The organism is Parabacteroides sp. KHUB-03 (genome assembly GCF_056640975.1).
The window spans coordinates 1,378,865-1,395,912 of the sequence record NZ_CM153257.1; the positions used below are offsets into that span (position 1 = coordinate 1,378,865).

A 17,048-nucleotide genomic window follows, 5' to 3' on the forward strand; every position below is an offset into this window, starting at 1 on the left:
TCCGCTCTTCGCACCTCGGCATAATAATTTACTAACATTCTAACTATTTATGACAATGAAAACTATATCTTTGCAGATATAAGCGGATTATGATATGGTGAATTTCAATGAATATATGAATGAGATTGATTTTTCAGGGTTTAAAGAGCTTTTCAAAATAATTATAGAAAAAGAATTGCAGTGCAAAAGAAGCCTGTAAAACGAGATATTTATGAAAGTGCTTTAATTTAAAAGGATAAAATATGATTACTATAAATCCAAACAGAACAGATATATTAATTGATGCATTGATCTCTCTGTGGGAGGCATCGGTACGTGCTACACATCATTTTTTGACAAAAGAGGATATTCAAAAGCTCATTCCGTTTGTAAAAATGGGCTTATCTAACATTGAAACTCTTATAGTTGTCGAGGATACCCACAAACCTATTGCATTTATGGGTATCGAGGAGAGTAAAATTGAGATGCTCTTTGTATTGCCTGATTGCTTTGGTAAAGGTATCGGCAAAGAACTCATAACTCTTGCTGTTACCCAATATGGCGTACAGTACGTTGATGTAAATGAACAAAATCCGCAAGCCATAGGATTTTACAGTCATATCGGGTTCGAAGTATTTGAACGTAAAGAGACAGATGAGCAGGGAAAACCATTTCCAATCCTTAAAATGAAACGATGTTTATGATGTCTATTTTTCATTCGACAGGCTACACCCAATGATATTACAGAGATAAAGGAGTTGTGTGAAAATACTGTATTGACCATTAATAGACGAGATTACTCACAGGAGGAAGTGGAAGACTGGGCATCGTGTGGAGGTGATCTCTCTAAAATAGGAGAGATGATAAAGACACACTATTTTATTGTGGCTGTTAATCAACAGTTACAGATTGTTGGTTTTTCACCTGGCACACGTTGTCGTTTTTTTATGAAGTGCAGGACAAGGTTGTGGGTATTTTGAAAGAATATATGGATAGTGGTGACCCTTTCGTGTTTACTCAAAAAGCGATAGAACATTATAGAAAAAAACGTATAGATCCTCGTACAAAGACAATTGTTTATAGTGATGCATTAGATTTGGATAATATACGTAAGATTAAAGAATTTGTGGATGGAAGATTGCATGATGTATATGGAGCTGGAACTTATTTGACAAATGATGTAGGAGTAAGGCCTTTGAATATGGTTGTTAAACTATTTGAATGCAAACCTAAAGGTTATAAATTCTTTTTGCCGACAGTGAAACTATCCGATGCAGAAGGAAAACATACAGGTGATCCGGAAGAAATGATATTGTGTATCAGGATTTTATGTTTGTGAGTGGTAAAAATGCCCAAAAGTAAATGAGATTTAATGATAATCAAGATTTATTTCAAATATAATTTGTACGTTTGTGAGCTTTAAAACAATTTTATTTATAGGGTTCGCTTAATGTTGGACAAGTATTTCAAGAAGGACAAATTATTTGTTTTAGTCTTTCTTATTGGTGTTTTTATTTGTATCATGCTTGTTATTTCATATAATGAGCACGAGACGAAGAAATACCATATATTATTAATTCATTCTTTTGACCAGAATTGCAAATGGAAGGATGAAATGAACAATGGAGTAAAAGATTGTTTTGAAGATAATGGGGTTCATGTGGATATACAAACATTTTATTTGAATGCAGAATATCTTCCTGCTCAAGCAGAGTTGGATACCTTAAATTTCTTAATGGATCAATATCTGGATAAACCTCTTGATTTGATTTTGGTCTGTGATGACCAGGCTACTTTTTCTTTACTGGCAACGAATCATCCGCTTTCGCATAAGATCCCAATTGTATTTAGTGGTGTCGATTATGTAAATAATAAAGTTTTAGCAGGACATACCAATATAACAGGATTCACGACAAAGCCAAATTTTGTAAAATGTTACCACTTAGCTCAAAAATTATTTGGACGGATTGATGATTTAGCTATTATTGCGGAAGACACTTATTTAGGACGTGTTGGTGCAGATGAAGCCAGGTCTCAATTTGAGAATTACCAGGAAACAGCAACAATTTATAATTCTTTTCCTAATTATAATAAAACAGATACAATTCGTCCACTTTCTTCCATTGAATATCCTTTGCATATACGAATAGAACGTGTAGATAAACAGGAAGCAGAAGCCTTGAAAAAGATTTTATTTTACCGTTTGCATAGTTGTTGTATTTTACCGAAATGGAGTCCGTTTTATTCGGCTTTGGCTAGTATGGGGACTGCGCCTTTCTTAATGATAAATAATGAAGGATTTGGTGATGGACGTATTGGAGGATATATGACTCCTAGCTATAATCAGACTTATGATGCTGCAGATTTAGGAATTAAACTTTTACGTGGAGGAAAAATTACAGATTTTCCGATAACTGCAAGTAAACAATATCCCGTTTTTGACTGGGATCAATTGAAATATTGGAAGATTAATTTAAATTCGTTGCCGCCAGATAGTATTATTCCAAATATGCCTTTAACTGTAAAATATAAGAAACATATCTGGCTTGGAGTCGTGTTTGTTGTTGTTTTAGTTATGTCTCTATTTCTTGTACTTATGCGTCTTTATAAGCGAGAGGCTTTAAATAAGAAAAGAATACGTAATAAATTATCGAAAGAACAATTAGAATTAAGCATCACAATTGATGCTTTGGATGAAGGTGTGGTTTATTTAGACAGGAAAGGGACAGTTCTTTCTATTAATAGAGCTGCTTTACAATGGCTTAAGTTAAGCGGCACACCTGATATTTATGTAAAATGTAATATCCGTGATTTATTCAATATACAAAATAAAGGGGAACCATATTATTTACAAAACCTGATAAATCGAATGGCACAGCAACAAGACAGCTGTAAGTTAAGCGATACGGCGGTCTTGATCACAACAGATAAACATATATTTCCTGTTTCCGGTAATATAAGCAGTACAAATAGGAATGGTGACTTTTATGGAGTGATAATAACTTTTCGAGATGTGACGGATGAATATTCCGAAAAAGAGTTTCTTGCACTTAGTGTGGTTGCAGGGGATGTTTTTGCTTGGAGGTATGATAACAGCTGTGATTATGTCATGTTTGATGAATCGTTTTTTCATTCATTTAATATACCTCATGATGGAATGAATGCTATTTCTGCCCAGAAATTTAGAGATATCATTTATCCGGAAGATTATACCAGATGGAAAAAGGCGATTAAAGGCATCTCTTCCGGGAAAATAACGAAATCGACAATCCAGATTCGTCAAGACTTCAATGGCATGGGCTATCAGTGGTGGGAATATCGTATTACCTCATTACCTAAATCATCATTAGGAAATCATTATAAACTATTTGGTTTATGTTTAAATGTTGATAGGTTTAAGAAGATAGAAGAAGAACTGGTACGTGTGCGTGATGAAGCACGGGAATCTGATAGAATGAAAGGTGTATTTTTGGCAAATATGAGCCATGAAGTGAGAACGCCTTTAAATTCGATAGTAGGTTTTTCTACTTTGCTTATTGAAGATAATGAACTGGGAGAAGATGAACGTGGAAGTTTTATTGAGATAATAAATGAAAACTGTCGTTTGCTATTGAATTTGATAAATGAAATTTTGGATATATCACGTGTGGAAAGTGGTATTCTTTTTCGCGATGAAGAATGTAATTTGACACAAATAGTGGAAGACTCTATTGAGGCGAGCCGTTCTGCATGTCCGGATTCTGTATGTCTGAAGGTTGAGGTTCCTGAAGAACCGGTATGCATATTAGGTGATAAGTTCCGTTTGAAACAATTGTTGGATAATTTGATAGATAATGCTTTTAAATTTACTGAACAAGGAAGTGTGACCGTTGGATACATTTTATCTGAAAACTTTAAAAATATATGTATTTATGTTCGTGATACCGGTATAGGCATATCCGAACAGGAGATACAAAAGGTATTCAATCGTTTTTATAAAACAAATGATTTTGTGCGTGGCGGCGGTTTAGGCCTATCTATTTGCAAAGAAATTGTTCGGCGATTGGATGGTGTGATCCGGGTAGAATCAACACTTGATAAGGGTAGTTGCTTTATTGTTGAAATTCCTTTTAAAACGATCTGCAAAAAGAACGAATAAGATGTTTAAGTGGAATTTACATATTATTTTATCGGGTTTATTCTGTATTTTATGTATAGGGTTTACTGCATTGTTTGTGGCTTGTCATCAAACATATTCTAATGCAAATAATCCATACAATATATTATTAATCCATTCGTATCGTGCTGATTGTCCATGGAAAGCCGATTTAAATAAGGGAGTTGAAGATTGCTTGAAGGATTTTCGTATTTCTGCAGATATTAAGACCTTCTATCTGGATTCCGAATATTTTTCGAGTACAGAAGAAATTTCTGCATTGAATACATTATTGGATGGAACCTGGAGGCCTGATTTAATATTACTTTGTGATGATCCGGCTACTTTGGCACTAATAAAGACACAACATCCGTTAACATACGAAGTTCCTATAGTTTTTTGCGGTGTAGATTATTACTGTGACTCTTTATTGGAAGGACATACTAATATAACAGGATATACAACACGGCCTGATTATGCAAAATGTTTAGAGTTGATACGTTCTTTATATCCTTCTGCTAAAAAAGTAATATTTGAGATTGAAGATAATACATTGGGTAAATTAGCTTTGAATGAATTAAAAAAGCAATGTAAAGCTGACATTATTCCGGATTCAATGCGGGTACAAATAAGTAATATGGATAAGGAGAAAGGAAAGCAGATTATGTGGAATTCTGTTTTTGAAAGTAATGTACCTCATATTATGCCGGTGTGGAGTAATTTTTATTCCGGACGTGCACGAAATACGAATGTTCCTTTTTTTGCCGTGAACAGTGAAGGGTTTGGATTAGGTTATTTGGGCGGATATATGACTCCGGCCTATGATCAGACTTATCAAGCCACTAAAACAGGGATTAGTATTCTGTCTGGTGAGCCAGTATCTGATTTTTCGATTGTTCCGAGTAAGCAAATTCCTGTATTTGATTGGGAACAAATGAAGAAGCGTGGTATTTCAATGGATCAGTTGCCTCAGAGAAGTGTGGTCATTAATATATCTTTTGGCGAAAAATATCACGATTCAATAGTTGTGGTGGTTATTGTTCTTTTGTTATTTGTAGGACGTCTGGCTTTTATGTTGGTTGGTTTATATCGGACGGAAAAGAAACAAAAGAGAGAGACTCAGAATGAACTGAAAGAACATCGAAAGAACCTGAAAACAATAATGTCGTCTATTCGTGAAGGTGTTATTTCTATAGACTTAGAGATGAATATTTTTGCTATAAATCCTGCAGCTTTGCGATGGTTGCATTTGGATGGATGCGAAAATGGTTATATAGGGCGGAATATTTTTTCATTAATAGATATTGCTTTACCTGGCAGAGACCGGTACTTAAAAACTTTATTACAATCAGTTTTAAATAAAGATAAGTGTATTCATTTTGAGCAATCCAGCCAGATGTTTTCATTCGATAGCCAATATCATTTTCCTGTAGTAGGTGCATTATATGCAATATATCAGAGCCGGCAGTTATATGGTGCGGTTATCACCTTTCATGATATTACGGAAGAATTTACTCAAAAGGAGTTTCTGACTTTGACAATGGGAACAGGAAATGTTTCATATTGGCATTACGATGCGTCAGGAATGAGACTTTTGGCCGACTCTTCATTCTTTACTTATTATGATATACCGGATGATGGCTCTCATAGTATTTCTCTTAAACGTTTCCGTGAAATGATACATCCGGATGATTTGGAGGCATGGATAAATATTAGTAATAAAATGTTGCGGGTCGAAAATAAGAAGTTAAGAATGGAAATGCGTATAAATTTTAATGGCAAAGGATACCAATGGTGGGAATGCCGTTTTGCAAACCGATTCTTATCATCGTTCGATACTCGGCAACTTTCTGTTTTTGGTATTTGCATTAATATACAAAAATTTAAACAAACACAAAATGCATTAGTTCTGGCACGTAATAAGGCACGTATGTCGGACAAGCTGAAAAGTGCATTTCTTGCCAATATGAGCCATGAAATACGAACACCGTTGAATGCCATTGTTGGTTTTTCTAATCTTCTAACTTCGGGAGATGACTATAGTGCTGAAGAACGCAGACTTTTTATAGAGACAATTCAGAATAATTGCGATTTATTGCTTGCTCTTATTAGTGATATATTGGATTTGGCGCAGATAGAAAGTGGAACGATGTTTTTCAAAGACGAAAACTGTGATGTAAATGAATTGATAAATCAAATTGTAATCACTCAGCAGGTAATCATTCCAAATCGTTTGAAACTGATAGAGAAAATTCCATCAGAGACAATATGTATTATTACAGATAAATTGAGATTGAATCAAGTAATAACGAATCTGATTAATAATGCTGTTAAGTTTACGGAAAAAGGATCGGTTACTGTCGGTTATATTAAAGAGCCTGGTAATTATCTTTGTTTTTTTGTTGAAGATACAGGATGCGGTATACCTGAAAAAGATCAGAAAAATGTATTCGAGCGTTTTTTCAAAAAGAATGATTTTACGCAAGGAGCCGGCTTGGGACTTTCTATTTGTAGAATGATTGTAGACCGGATGAACGGAACAATAGAAGTTGAATCAAAAGAAGGAGTAGGTAGTCGTTTTAACGTGAAAATTCCTTATATTGCAACCGGAAATAAACACAGTGGTGATGAATCATCTATAATTTGAGGGAAATACATAAAATATATAGTATGAATACAGAGACGAATGAAGCTCTACCAAGTGAGAGCCCGATAACAATTTTAATTGCAGAAGACGAAGAGAGCAATTATTTGTTGCTTAAAACGATTTTACAGAAACATTGTAATTTACTTCGTGCTAAAACAGGAAAGGAAGCTTTAGCCCTTTTCAAGGAAAATTGTGTCGATTTGATTTTATTGGATATAAAGATGCCTGAAATGACAGGAATTGAAGCATTAGGTGAAATTCGCAAAATGAATAAAGATATTCCGGTTATTATGCAATCTGCTTACGTTTTTGATTCGGATATGGATGCAGCTCGTAATGCAGGAGCTTCAGACTTTATTACAAAACCAATCAATTTGAAAATCTTCAAAGCTACAATTAGTAAATATTGTCCTTCTTTTGTGTGGTAAAAAAAGGATTCATTCGGATGGGTTTGGAGTTTCTTTCGAAAGGAATTTTAGTTTCATCCGAATGGATATGTTTTATCATTTTGCCTTAATTTGAATGTGTATTAAGATGTTTTAGACTTTTGTGCATTTCATTTTGTTGATTTTTTTGTTATTTTTGTAGAAAAACGTCTCTCCGGCGTGTTTTTGTTATATTTCTGATCAATAAAATGAATTGCTTATGATAAAAAGAGAATCCCTTACATCCGACATTTCCAAACTGAGAAAAGAGTATAAACAAAATTTTCCTCAACTGTATAATATAGCAGAAGATAGTGAAACTGTAGATACTTTTAAAAAAGTATTACGTTCTTATATCTCTACTTTTACTAGCATACGGAAAGATAATCAGAAACTAAGAAATGCGGCAGTAGTACGGATTCTTAATTTAATTGATCATGATGATACTTTTGTGGATGAATTATCAACCGGCGAGAAACTCCCTATCCGTACAATCTATTATTTATGGCATTTTCTCAGAGGAACATTGAATGAAGATGTTTCATCCGATTTGTTTATAGATGTTTATCATCAGTTTGAATTGTTGATGTGTCCTGAAATTATTTTGCCAGAACGTTCATTGGTAAAACGCCAGATGCATCGTTGGCCAACAGGATTGGATGAAAATGTTATTGCTATTCGCAATGCAGGCATAGAACGGATTATAGGCTGTTTGATACGTAAAATAGAACGTAGACATGCCCCTTCTTCAAAATATCAATTTGAAGAAGGAATGTCTTATGAAGAGAAATACAGACAAGTTCATGAATGGTGGAATACGACACGCTTCCATTTGGCAATGGCCATTAAAAGTCCTACGGAACTGAACTTTTTTTTAGGATACTCTCTTTCGGATGAAACTATGCAATTGTTAGCCAAAGCTAAAAAGAAAGGAATGCCTTTTTTCGTAACCCCATATTATCTTTCTCTTTTAAATACAAGGAAAGAAGGTTTTGATGATAAGACAATTCGATCTTATATCCTTTATTCAAATGAGTTGGTTGACACTTATGGTGAAATAAAAGCGTGGGAAAAAGAAGATGTTGTAATTGCAGAAAAACCAAATGCCGCCGGCTGGTTGTTGCCGGAAGGGCATAATATTCATCGTCGTTATCCGGAGGTAGCAATCCTGATTCCGGATTCGATGGGACGTGCCTGTGGCGGGTTATGTGCATCTTGTCAGCGAATGTATGATTTTCAAAGTGAACGCTTGAATTTTGATTTTGAAGCACTGAAGCCAAAAGAAACATGGGATAAGAAATTGCGCCGTCTGATGCATTATTTTGAAGAAGATGCGCAACTCAGGGATATTTTGATAACAGGTGGCGATGCTTTAATGAGCCAGGATGCTACTTTACGTAAAATATTGGAGGCTGTTTACAAAATGGCGGTCCGTAAACGAAAAGCAAATGAAAGTCGTCCGGAAGGAGAAAAATTTGCAGAACTACAACGCGTACGTTTAGGTTCTCGTCTTTTAGCTTATCTACCTTTGCGGATAACGGATGAATTAGTGGCTATCCTGAAAGAGTTTAAAGAAAAGGCTTCGGTTGTTGGAGTTTCGCAGTTTTATATACAAACACATTTTCAGTCTCCTTTGGAGGTTACGCCGGAGGCAAAACGAGCTATTGGAGCTATTCAATCGGCAGGATGGACGATAACAAATCAGTTGGTGTTTACGGTAGCTGCATCCAGACGCGGACATACTGCAAAATTGCGTCAGGTATTAAATGCTTTAGGCGTGGTTTGCTATTATACTTTTTCTGTGAAAGGTTTTAAGGAGAACTATGCAGTGTTTACTCCTAACAGTCGTTCTTTACAAGAGCAATATGAAGAGAAAATATTTGGTATAATTCCGGTAGATAAACGTAAAGAACTACATTCGTTAATACGAAATGGATATCTGTTGGGTAAGAAACTGATGCATTTTTTGAAAGAAAATGATTTGTTATTTGCATCAACGGATCGTAATGTATTGAACCTTCCTGCTATTGGTAAAAGTATGACATTTACTACCATTGGATTGACGGAAGAGGGGCAGCGGATCCTTAAATTTGATCATGATGCCAGTCGCCGGCATAGTCCGATCATTGATAAGATTGGAGAAGTTTATATAAAGGAAAATAAATCGATAGCCGCTTACCTTCGCCAGTTGAAGGAAATGGGTGAAGATATAAAAGAATATCATACTATTTGGTCATATACTGAAGGTATAACAGAACCTCGTTTCAGTATTTATGAGTATCCTGATTATTCGTTCGGTATAACGGATATAATGACGAATTTAGAGCTGGAAAATCATTAAAAGTGTATCTTTGTTTATAATTCAACTAAACCAATAAAAGGATGATACAAAACGAAAGAGAAATCAGGCGTCAATTGGTGTTACAGGCTGCAAATCAAATGATGATCGCTGCTCGTACAGCTCCAAAAGGTAAAGGTATAGATATTATTGAAATAGCAGTTGTTACGGAAGAGGATATACGTAAGTTGTCGGAAGAAATGCTGAAGCTGGCATCTGAAACGGGAATGAAATTTTTGTTGCGTGACGCAGATAATATATTGAGCGCTGATGCTGTTTTGGTTATTGGCACAATGCAGAAAACTCAGGGAATGAACTGTGCTCATTGTGGATATGCGACGTGTGTAGAAAAACCGGAGTTGGTTCCGTGTGCTATTAATACTGTAGATTTGGGAATTGCTATTGGATCTGCGTGCGCTACAGCTGCCGATTTACGTGTTGATACCCGGGTGATGTTTAGTGCTGGTTTGGCTGCTCAACGTTTGCATATATTAGGTGATTGTAAATGTGTTATGGCAATTCTGGTATCTGCATCTTCTAAAAATCCTTTTTTTGACAGGAAACCAAAAGAGCAACCAATTGGATAAATATCAGTTATCAAATATGATACTTCATTATTGTAAATATAGATCCGACTTTTGAAAACAAAGTGTTTAAGTCTATCTTCTTAAAAAGTATTATCTTCATAAACTCTCTTTATTTGTAATCTGTTCCTTTCCAAATCAGATCAAGTAAAGATGAGTGATAATACAAATTTACAGGTGCCGGATGGTGTTCCGGTGCCACGTCGTTATTGGGCGATATTGGCTATCGGATTCGGTATTACTGTTTCCGTGTTGGATGGAGTAATAGCGAATGTTGCTTTACCTGCCATAGCAAAAGACCTGCATACGAATCCTTCTCTTTCTATTTGGGTTGTTAATGCATATCAGTTGGCTATAACAATCTCGTTGTTGTCTTTATCTTCCATCGGTGAAATCTGGGGATATCGTAAAGTTTATACCTATGGGTTATTATTATTTAGTTGTACCTCTTTGGCTTGTGCACTATCCGATTCTTTGTCCACATTAATTATAGCTCGTACCTTACAAGGTTTTGGAGCAGCGGCAATCACTAGTGTGAATACGGCATTGATACGTATAATATATCCCAAACGTTTTTTGGCGAGAGGTATGGGGCTTAATGCTTTGGTCATTTCAGTGTCAGCAGCTGCAGGGCCTACAATTGCAGCGGGTATTTTATCTGTTGCCAATTGGCCGTGGTTATTTGCGATTAACATTCCTATCGGGGTGACAGCTTTATTGATAAGTTATAGATTTCTTCCTCCGAATCCCATTAAAATAAAAGGACGTCGTTTTGATATTGAAGGCGGATTGCTTAATGCTGTTACATTTGCTTTGCTGATTGCTATTATCGAAGGCTTTACCCATGATATAAATATTTATATTATTCTGATTATTGTAACAATAGCGATTCTTACAGGATATGTTTATATCAAACGTGAAACAAAACAGGATTATCCGTTATTTCCGGTTGATTTACTTAAGATCCCGATTTTTTCTTTATCGATTCTTGCATCTGTCTTTTCATTTATGTCGCAAATGTTGGCAATGGTATCTCTTCCTTTCTTTCTTCAACGAGTATTAGGCAAGGACGAGGTTGCGACCGGATTATTATTGACGCCATGGCCATTGGCAACCATGATCTTTGCCCCGTTGGCCGGTTTTCTATCTGATAAGATTAAAGCAGGAATGCTTGGTTGTATCGGAATGTTGATTTTTGCTACAGGCTTATTCTTGTTGGCAACAATGCCTTCTAATCCATCCAATATTGAAATTATTTGGCGAATGGCTATATGCGGATGTGGTTTTGGCCTATTTCAGACACCCAATAACAGTACAATTATAGGTTCTGCTCCGTCAAGCCGGAGTGGTGGAGCCAGTGGAATGTTAGGGACAGCCCGTTTGATGGGGCAGACAATGGGAGCTTCATTAGTCGCTTTGATGTTTAAACTATTTCCTGGCCACAGCATGCATGTTAGTCTTTTATTAGGATGTATAATTTCAGTGGTCGCAGCGTTTATAAGTGTTTTAAGGGTTGGAAATAAAATATAAAACGGACTTGGGATATATCCCCACTTTGTCACCTTCTGTCACCATCTTCGGGGCTTATTCCTAAATTACAAAATGATCCAGTGTTGATTGTAAATTACTGATACATATTGTTCTATTATTTCGGGATTGTGCTTGCAACACTTTAATGCTTCCCGCGAACATTTTTCACTACTTTTCTCTTGACAGAAAAGTAGACAAAAGATACAAAGTTGTTCCTGTCACTTTTGGCTTGACCCAAAAGTAACCCAAAGGTCAAGGCTATATCGTCCGGACTACTCCGGCAAAAGACTTCGCTGAACCAGCGGAACTCGCTTTGCTCAAACAGCCGCCGGTTTCGTCGCTACGTCTTTTACCTGCGTTTAACGCCCAGCCGCTGATGCCATAAGTGAGAAAGCATAGCTTTCTTTTGGGATGGCCGATACAGTCTGCTCTTTTATGGCTTTAGCCTGGTTTCAATTGCCGTCAGCTTCAGCTGACGGACTAAAAGGGGATATATCTGTACTGGCTTCAGCCAAATTTCTTCTTGGAAATTCTATATTGTCTGTATGCAATAAATTGCTTATTCAAGCATCAGGGAAAGTGTTCGCGGAAGTGTTAAAATGAAATCCGATCCGTTTTGTTTTTTAACTTTTAAAATAGCGATATTATGTTGTAATATTATCTATAATAGCAGATTGTAGATTGCATAGAATGTCTGTAGATAATTTTTCAGATTTTAAAACACCCTCCGAAGAAAGTGACAGAAGGTGATAAAGTGAACCCTTAAACGACCCTTTGTTCTTTTATTATTTCTTTTTTCCTTGATTGGCAACAGCTTCCATCAACTTTTTGATTTCTTCAGGATCGCCCAGGAAATAATCGTTCATTAGGTTTAGATCGTCATTAAACTCAAATACATAAGGTATTGCCGTCGGCAGATTCAGATGAACAATCTTTTCATTCGAGATATTTTTTAAATATTTGATAATGCCTCGTAGACTGTTCCCATGTGCTACTACTAATAATTGATTTGACGTTTTCAGGGAGGGGAAAATAACTTCTTTCCAATATGGGATAATACGGTCGACAGTATCTTTTAATGATTCCGTGCGAGGTAATTCTTTATCAGGAACATCTTTGTAACGGATATCAAATCGCGGATTGCGCGGATCATCTTCCGGTAAAGGCAATGGAGCAATATCATAACTGCGTCTCCATATAAGCACTTGTTCATCGCCATATTTTTCAGCAGTTTCACTTTTATTCAGCCCTTGTAGCATTCCATAATGTTTCTCGTTCAACCTCCAGCTTTTTTCTACTGGGATCCAATCCTGATCCATTCTGTCTAGTACGCAATTTAAAGTTTTTACTGCTCGCTTTAAGTAAGATGTGTATGCTTTATCGAAAACATATCCTTTTTCTTTCAATACATTGCCTGCTTTTAAGGCTTCTTGTATACCCTTTTCCGTTAGGTCTACATCTGTCCAACCGGTGAACCGGTTTTCTTTATTCCATAGACTTTCTCCATGGCGGAGTAACACTATACTTTTCATATTATCTAATTTATATGCTTGTTTATATATAACAAGACACAAACGAAAAAGATTATAGTTCCGTCAAAATGCTTTATCTTTACCTCTTGATTGATAAAAAAATAATTATGGCATTAAAACGTTTCGGTGTGTCTTTGGAAGATAATGTATTGGATTCTTTGGACCAATATGTGGAAGAGAATGGTTTTGCTAATCGTTCTCAGGCTATCCGGTTTCTTATAGAAAAAAATGTGGCCGAGAAAAAATGGCAATGCAACCATATTGTTGCTGGTACTATTATTATCATGTACGATCAGGAAAAAAAAGAAATATATACAAAAATGACAGAAATCGAACGGATCTATAATGACGTTATCCTCTCTTCTTCGCAATATTATATCAATCAAAGTTTCTGCCTCCATATTGTAACAGTAATGGGAACAGCCTACAGATTGACGGAGTTGTCGGATCGTTTGACTACTATAAAAGGAATAAAACATGGGAAATTAGTGATGAGTCGAGCCGATTGATGCTTTTTTTTTCAAATCGTGTTACGTTTTATATAAATCGTGTTACTTTTGTGCGTTCAATAATATAATATTAACACGAAATATATGAAAAGAACATTTTTACTTATTTCCGGACTTTTGTCTGTATTTTTATCTTATGCTTCTGATACGGGAAAAATTGATAGCCTGATTAATTTGCAAGGTGTGGTGGTGTCGGCCAATAAGATTTTTGTAAATAGAAACAGTGTTCCGTTATCTATTTCAGTAATCAGTAGAAATGAAATTGAGTCAAGTAGCGAGTCTGCTTTGCTTCCTGTATTGTCTCAGCGTGTTCCCGGACTTTTTGTTACCCAGAAAGGAATTACTGGCTTTGGTGTGTCGGATGGTTCGGCCGGAATGGTTAACATCCGTGGAATAGGACAGAGTAACAGAGTGCTGATGTTATTTGATGGACAACCACAGTGGGCAGGCGTTTTCGGTCATGCGTTGCCAGACACTTATGTGGCTTCAGATGTAGAACGTGTAGAAGTTATCCGTGGTCCGGGTTCTTTACTTTACGGTTCTAACGCGATGGGGGGAGTTGTGAATATTATTACCCGCAGGCATAACCAGGAAGGACGCCGTACGCAAGCCCGTATTATGTATGGCTCATATAATACGCAGAAATATATGATTAACAATGGTTATAATGTGGGCAACTTCAGTAGCTTCATATCTATAAATCATGATCGGACAGATGGACACCGACCCAATTCGGAGTTCCATATCACGAATGGGTTTTTGAATCTTGGTTATAAAATGAATGAACACTATAAAGTATCCGGAAATTTAACCCTTGCCAAATATAAGACTCATAACCCTGGAATGATAACTGATCCGAAGATTGATAATATAATGAATATACTTCGTGGAACAACTTCTTTCGCTTTAGAAAATAACTATGAGAAGACCAGTGGCGCTATTCGTGTTTTTTATAATTGGGGTGATCATAAAATAAATGACGGGCATAAACCGGATGCTGTTCCGAGTTCATTTTTATTCCGTTCGGATGACCATAATACAGGGGTGCAAATTTATCAATCCTTCAGGCTGTTTAAAGGAAATAGTTTTACTGCCGGTATCGATTATAAGAATTGGGGCGGACATGCGTGGCAGGACAGCATCAAAGGTAACCGTGGCGAAGTGGTAAATAAGACGGTAAATGAAATTGCCGGTTATGCTATCATGCAGCAGGATTTTTTTGATAAGTTGAGCATCAACGCAGGTCTTCGTTATGAACATAGCAGTGCTTATGGCAGTGAATGGGTTCCGCAAGCGGGTTTCGCTCTTCGTCTATTTGAAGGAAATACCATAAAGGGATCGTTTTCTAAAGGTTTTAGAAGTCCGACTTTGCGTGAATTGTATATTTCCTATTTACCTTATTCGAAAGCAAATCCTGATTTGTTACCGGAAAGTATGCTTAATTATGAACTTTCTGTGGGACAGACATTTCTTGATAATCGATTGTCCGCCGAATTAACAGCTTTCTATATTGAAGGAAAAAATACTATAAGTACGGTCAATATGCAGCTGCAGAATGTAGGACACTTATATAATAAAGGTATAGAGTTTGATGCCCGTTATCAGATTTTGAATAATCTGAATTTAGGAATGAATTATAGTTATCTGCATACTAACAAACCTACAACTGCGGCACCTAAACATAAATTTTTTGCCGATGTGACATATTCGCCCGGTCGTTTTACATTTGATGTCAATGTGGAATCTATCTCAGATCTTTATGTCAATGTAAATGATAAGAATCCGGTACAAAATTTAAAAGAAAATTATACCTTGTTAAATGCGCGTGTTGCTTATCGTTTCGGCACATTGGAGAAGGGGTTGAATTTATTCGTCAAGGGAGAAAATCTTACGGCAACCCGTTATCAGATTAATGTGGGATATCCCATGCCAAAAGCCGTTTTTATGGGTGGAGTGGATGTTACATTCTAAACCTTTTCATCTCATAGTTGTTCAACTTAGGTAATAAATCTAAACAGTGAACATCTATGAGACTATTTTTACAAGGGGCAGCTATCTTGTTGGCTGCCGGACTAGCAAACGCCGCCCATGCGCAGGGCAAGACACAGAAAGTGATTATTGAAGATGATGACCCTAATGCGATCATGCTGGTTACCATCGACAAAGCAGGTGATGAGATTGTTCGCGTCATGAATGAGACTCAACCCCAACGGTTCCACGATCCTAAAGCTCCCCGTTTTATATTGACCGACCGAAAGGGACGTTTTGCTCTTGGTATAGGTGGATATGTGAAAGCTACTGCTGAGTACGACTTTGATGGAATTTCGGATGATGTCGATTTTTATCCTTCTCTTATTCCCAACAAAGGACAGGGTACGTATGCTCGTAATCAATTCCAGATGGATGCTACTACCAGTACTATCTTTTTAAAATTAGTAGGACGTACCAAAAACCTGGGTGATTTTGTAGTTTATACTGCTGGTAATTTCCGTGGTGGCGACAAAGTATTCCAGTTACAAAATGCGTACGCATCTTTCCTTGGGTTTACATTAGGATATGATTACACTCTCTTTATGGATGCGGCCGGTGCACCTCCTACAATCGATTTCGCAGGTCCTAACGGTATGGCATTTCATCGTGCTACGCAATTCCGTTATGAACATACCTTTATGCAACGCCTGAAAATGGGTATCGCTGTAGAAATGCCGGATGTAGACGGACTCACTACTTCCAACGAACGTATAGGCGTACAACGTACTCCAAGCTTTCCTTTATATGTACAATATAACTGGAACAAGAGTAGTCATCTGCGTGTAGCAGGTATTTTCCGTAGTATGACTTATGATAACCTTGTAGCTCATAAAGCCGAGTCTGAAGCCGGATGGGGTGTATTGGCTTCAACAACTTTCAATTTGGGCAAGAGCCTGCAGATGTTCGGCCAGGGTGTATACGGACGCGGTATCAGTCAGTATATGAATGATATCAGTAATCTGAATGTGGATATTGTTCCGAATCCGGAAAAGCAAGGCGAAATGCAGGTGCTTCCTATGATGGGTTGGTATGCAGGCCTGCAATACAATATCACTCCTAAAGTTTTTATTTCGAGTACATATAGCCAGTCACGTCTTTATAGTGAAAAGGATTATCCCCGGACTCCATCGGATCAATATCGTTATGGACAGTATTTGGTAGCTAATGTGTTTTGGAATATCACTCCCAATCTTCAGGCCGGAGTAGAATATCTCCATGGATGGCGTACAGACTTTGATGATATGACGCGTCAGGCAAACAGAATTAATGTATCTGCTCAATTCAACTTCTGATAAACGGTTATTTCTGCCACCGGAAGTGGTTTGATAGCCCCGGAAT

General features: G+C 36.7%; 12 protein-coding genes and 1 pseudogene. 12 read left to right on the plus strand and 1 reads right to left on the minus strand.

What is annotated here, in order from left to right:
- Positions 1-242 precede the first annotated feature (242 nt).
- From ACYIB7_RS05935 to ACYIB7_RS05975, 9 genes and pseudogenes are all read left to right on the plus strand, one after another.
- Complete coding sequence (locus ACYIB7_RS05935) at positions 243-683, plus strand: GNAT family N-acetyltransferase (protein ID WP_200817964.1); 441 nt, start codon at positions 243-245, stop codon at positions 681-683.
- Between the two features lie 12 nt (positions 684-695).
- Positions 696-902, plus strand: a pseudogene (locus ACYIB7_RS05940) (GNAT family N-acetyltransferase); the annotation flags it as partial.
- Positions 903-913: 11 nt separating this feature from the next.
- Positions 914-1,318 (plus strand): hypothetical protein, encoded by a 405-nt coding sequence (locus ACYIB7_RS05945; protein ID WP_480338329.1) that lies wholly within the window; start codon positions 914-916, stop codon positions 1,316-1,318.
- 111 nt (positions 1,319-1,429) lie between these two features.
- Positions 1,430-4,117 carry a sensor histidine kinase gene (locus tag ACYIB7_RS05950; RefSeq protein ID WP_480338330.1) on the plus strand — a complete coding sequence of 896 codons (2,688 nt, stop codon included), beginning with the start codon at positions 1,430-1,432 and terminating at the stop codon, positions 4,115-4,117.
- 1 nt (position 4,118) lies between these two features.
- The gene (locus ACYIB7_RS05955; RefSeq protein ID WP_480338331.1) at positions 4,119-6,761 is read left to right on the plus strand and encodes an ATP-binding protein; all 2,643 of its coding nucleotides are present in this window, start codon (positions 4,119-4,121) and stop codon (positions 6,759-6,761) included.
- Positions 6,762-6,784: 23 nt separating this feature from the next.
- Entirely contained in the window at positions 6,785-7,189 is a 405-nt protein-coding gene (locus ACYIB7_RS05960; protein WP_099463061.1) for a response regulator, read from the plus strand.
- A 217-nt stretch (positions 7,190-7,406) separates the two neighbouring features.
- Positions 7,407-9,527: a KamA family radical SAM protein gene (locus ACYIB7_RS05965; protein ID WP_103983752.1), complete on the plus strand. Its 2,121-nt coding sequence runs from the start codon at positions 7,407-7,409 to the stop codon at positions 9,525-9,527.
- A 41-nt stretch (positions 9,528-9,568) separates the two neighbouring features.
- Entirely contained in the window at positions 9,569-10,111 is a 543-nt protein-coding gene (locus tag ACYIB7_RS05970) for a ferredoxin domain-containing protein (protein ID WP_480338332.1), read from the plus strand.
- 150 nt (positions 10,112-10,261) lie between these two features.
- Entirely contained in the window at positions 10,262-11,638 is a 1,377-nt protein-coding gene (locus ACYIB7_RS05975) for an MFS transporter (RefSeq protein ID WP_103983750.1), read from the plus strand.
- A gap of 785 nt (positions 11,639-12,423) precedes the next feature.
- On the opposite strand, the gene gpmA is transcribed toward ACYIB7_RS05975, so the two are convergent.
- Positions 12,424-13,170: a 2,3-diphosphoglycerate-dependent phosphoglycerate mutase gene (gpmA, locus tag ACYIB7_RS05980; protein ID WP_480338333.1), complete on the minus strand. Its 747-nt coding sequence runs from the start codon at positions 13,168-13,170 to the stop codon at positions 12,424-12,426.
- 107 nt (positions 13,171-13,277) lie between these two features.
- On the opposite strand from gpmA, the gene nikR reads away from it, so the two are divergent.
- The 3 genes from nikR to ACYIB7_RS05995 all read left to right on the plus strand — a co-directional run bounded on the left by nikR (position 13,278) and on the right by ACYIB7_RS05995 (position 17,002).
- A complete protein-coding gene (nikR, locus tag ACYIB7_RS05985; protein WP_099463056.1) occupies positions 13,278-13,679 on the plus strand; it encodes a nickel-responsive transcriptional regulator NikR in 402 nt (133 codons plus the stop codon).
- Between the two features lie 84 nt (positions 13,680-13,763).
- Positions 13,764-15,650 (plus strand): TonB-dependent receptor plug domain-containing protein, encoded by a 1,887-nt coding sequence (locus tag ACYIB7_RS05990; protein WP_480338334.1) that lies wholly within the window; start codon positions 13,764-13,766, stop codon positions 15,648-15,650.
- 56 nt (positions 15,651-15,706) lie between these two features.
- A complete protein-coding gene (locus tag ACYIB7_RS05995) occupies positions 15,707-17,002 on the plus strand; it encodes a DcaP family trimeric outer membrane transporter (protein ID WP_103983747.1) in 1,296 nt (431 codons plus the stop codon).
- The last annotated feature ends 46 nt before the right edge of the window (positions 17,003-17,048 follow it).

What these genes read in the sequence shown, in the direction of transcription:
- ACYIB7_RS05975 (WP_103983750.1), top strand. Translation starts at nt 10,262, where the DNA reads ATGAGTGATAATACAAATTTACAGGTGCCGGATGGTGTTCCGGTGCCA.
- ACYIB7_RS05970 (WP_480338332.1), top strand. Translation starts at nt 9,569, where the DNA reads ATGATACAAAACGAAAGAGAAATCAGGCGTCAATTGGTGTTACAGGCT.
- ACYIB7_RS05950 (WP_480338330.1), top strand. Translation starts at nt 1,430, where the DNA reads ATGTTGGACAAGTATTTCAAGAAGGACAAATTATTTGTTTTAGTCTTT.
- nikR (WP_099463056.1), top strand. Translation starts at nt 13,278, where the DNA reads ATGGCATTAAAACGTTTCGGTGTGTCTTTGGAAGATAATGTATTGGAT.
- ACYIB7_RS05955 (WP_480338331.1), top strand. Translation starts at nt 4,119, where the DNA reads ATGTTTAAGTGGAATTTACATATTATTTTATCGGGTTTATTCTGTATT.
- ACYIB7_RS05960 (WP_099463061.1), top strand. Translation starts at nt 6,785, where the DNA reads ATGAATACAGAGACGAATGAAGCTCTACCAAGTGAGAGCCCGATAACA.
- ACYIB7_RS05965 (WP_103983752.1), top strand. Translation starts at nt 7,407, where the DNA reads ATGATAAAAAGAGAATCCCTTACATCCGACATTTCCAAACTGAGAAAA.
- gpmA (WP_480338333.1), bottom strand. Translation starts at nt 13,170, where the DNA reads ATGAAAAGTATAGTGTTACTCCGCCATGGAGAAAGTCTATGGAATAAA.
- ACYIB7_RS05935 (WP_200817964.1), top strand. Translation starts at nt 243, where the DNA reads ATGATTACTATAAATCCAAACAGAACAGATATATTAATTGATGCATTG.
- ACYIB7_RS05990 (WP_480338334.1), top strand. Translation starts at nt 13,764, where the DNA reads ATGAAAAGAACATTTTTACTTATTTCCGGACTTTTGTCTGTATTTTTA.
- ACYIB7_RS05995 (WP_103983747.1), top strand. Translation starts at nt 15,707, where the DNA reads ATGAGACTATTTTTACAAGGGGCAGCTATCTTGTTGGCTGCCGGACTA.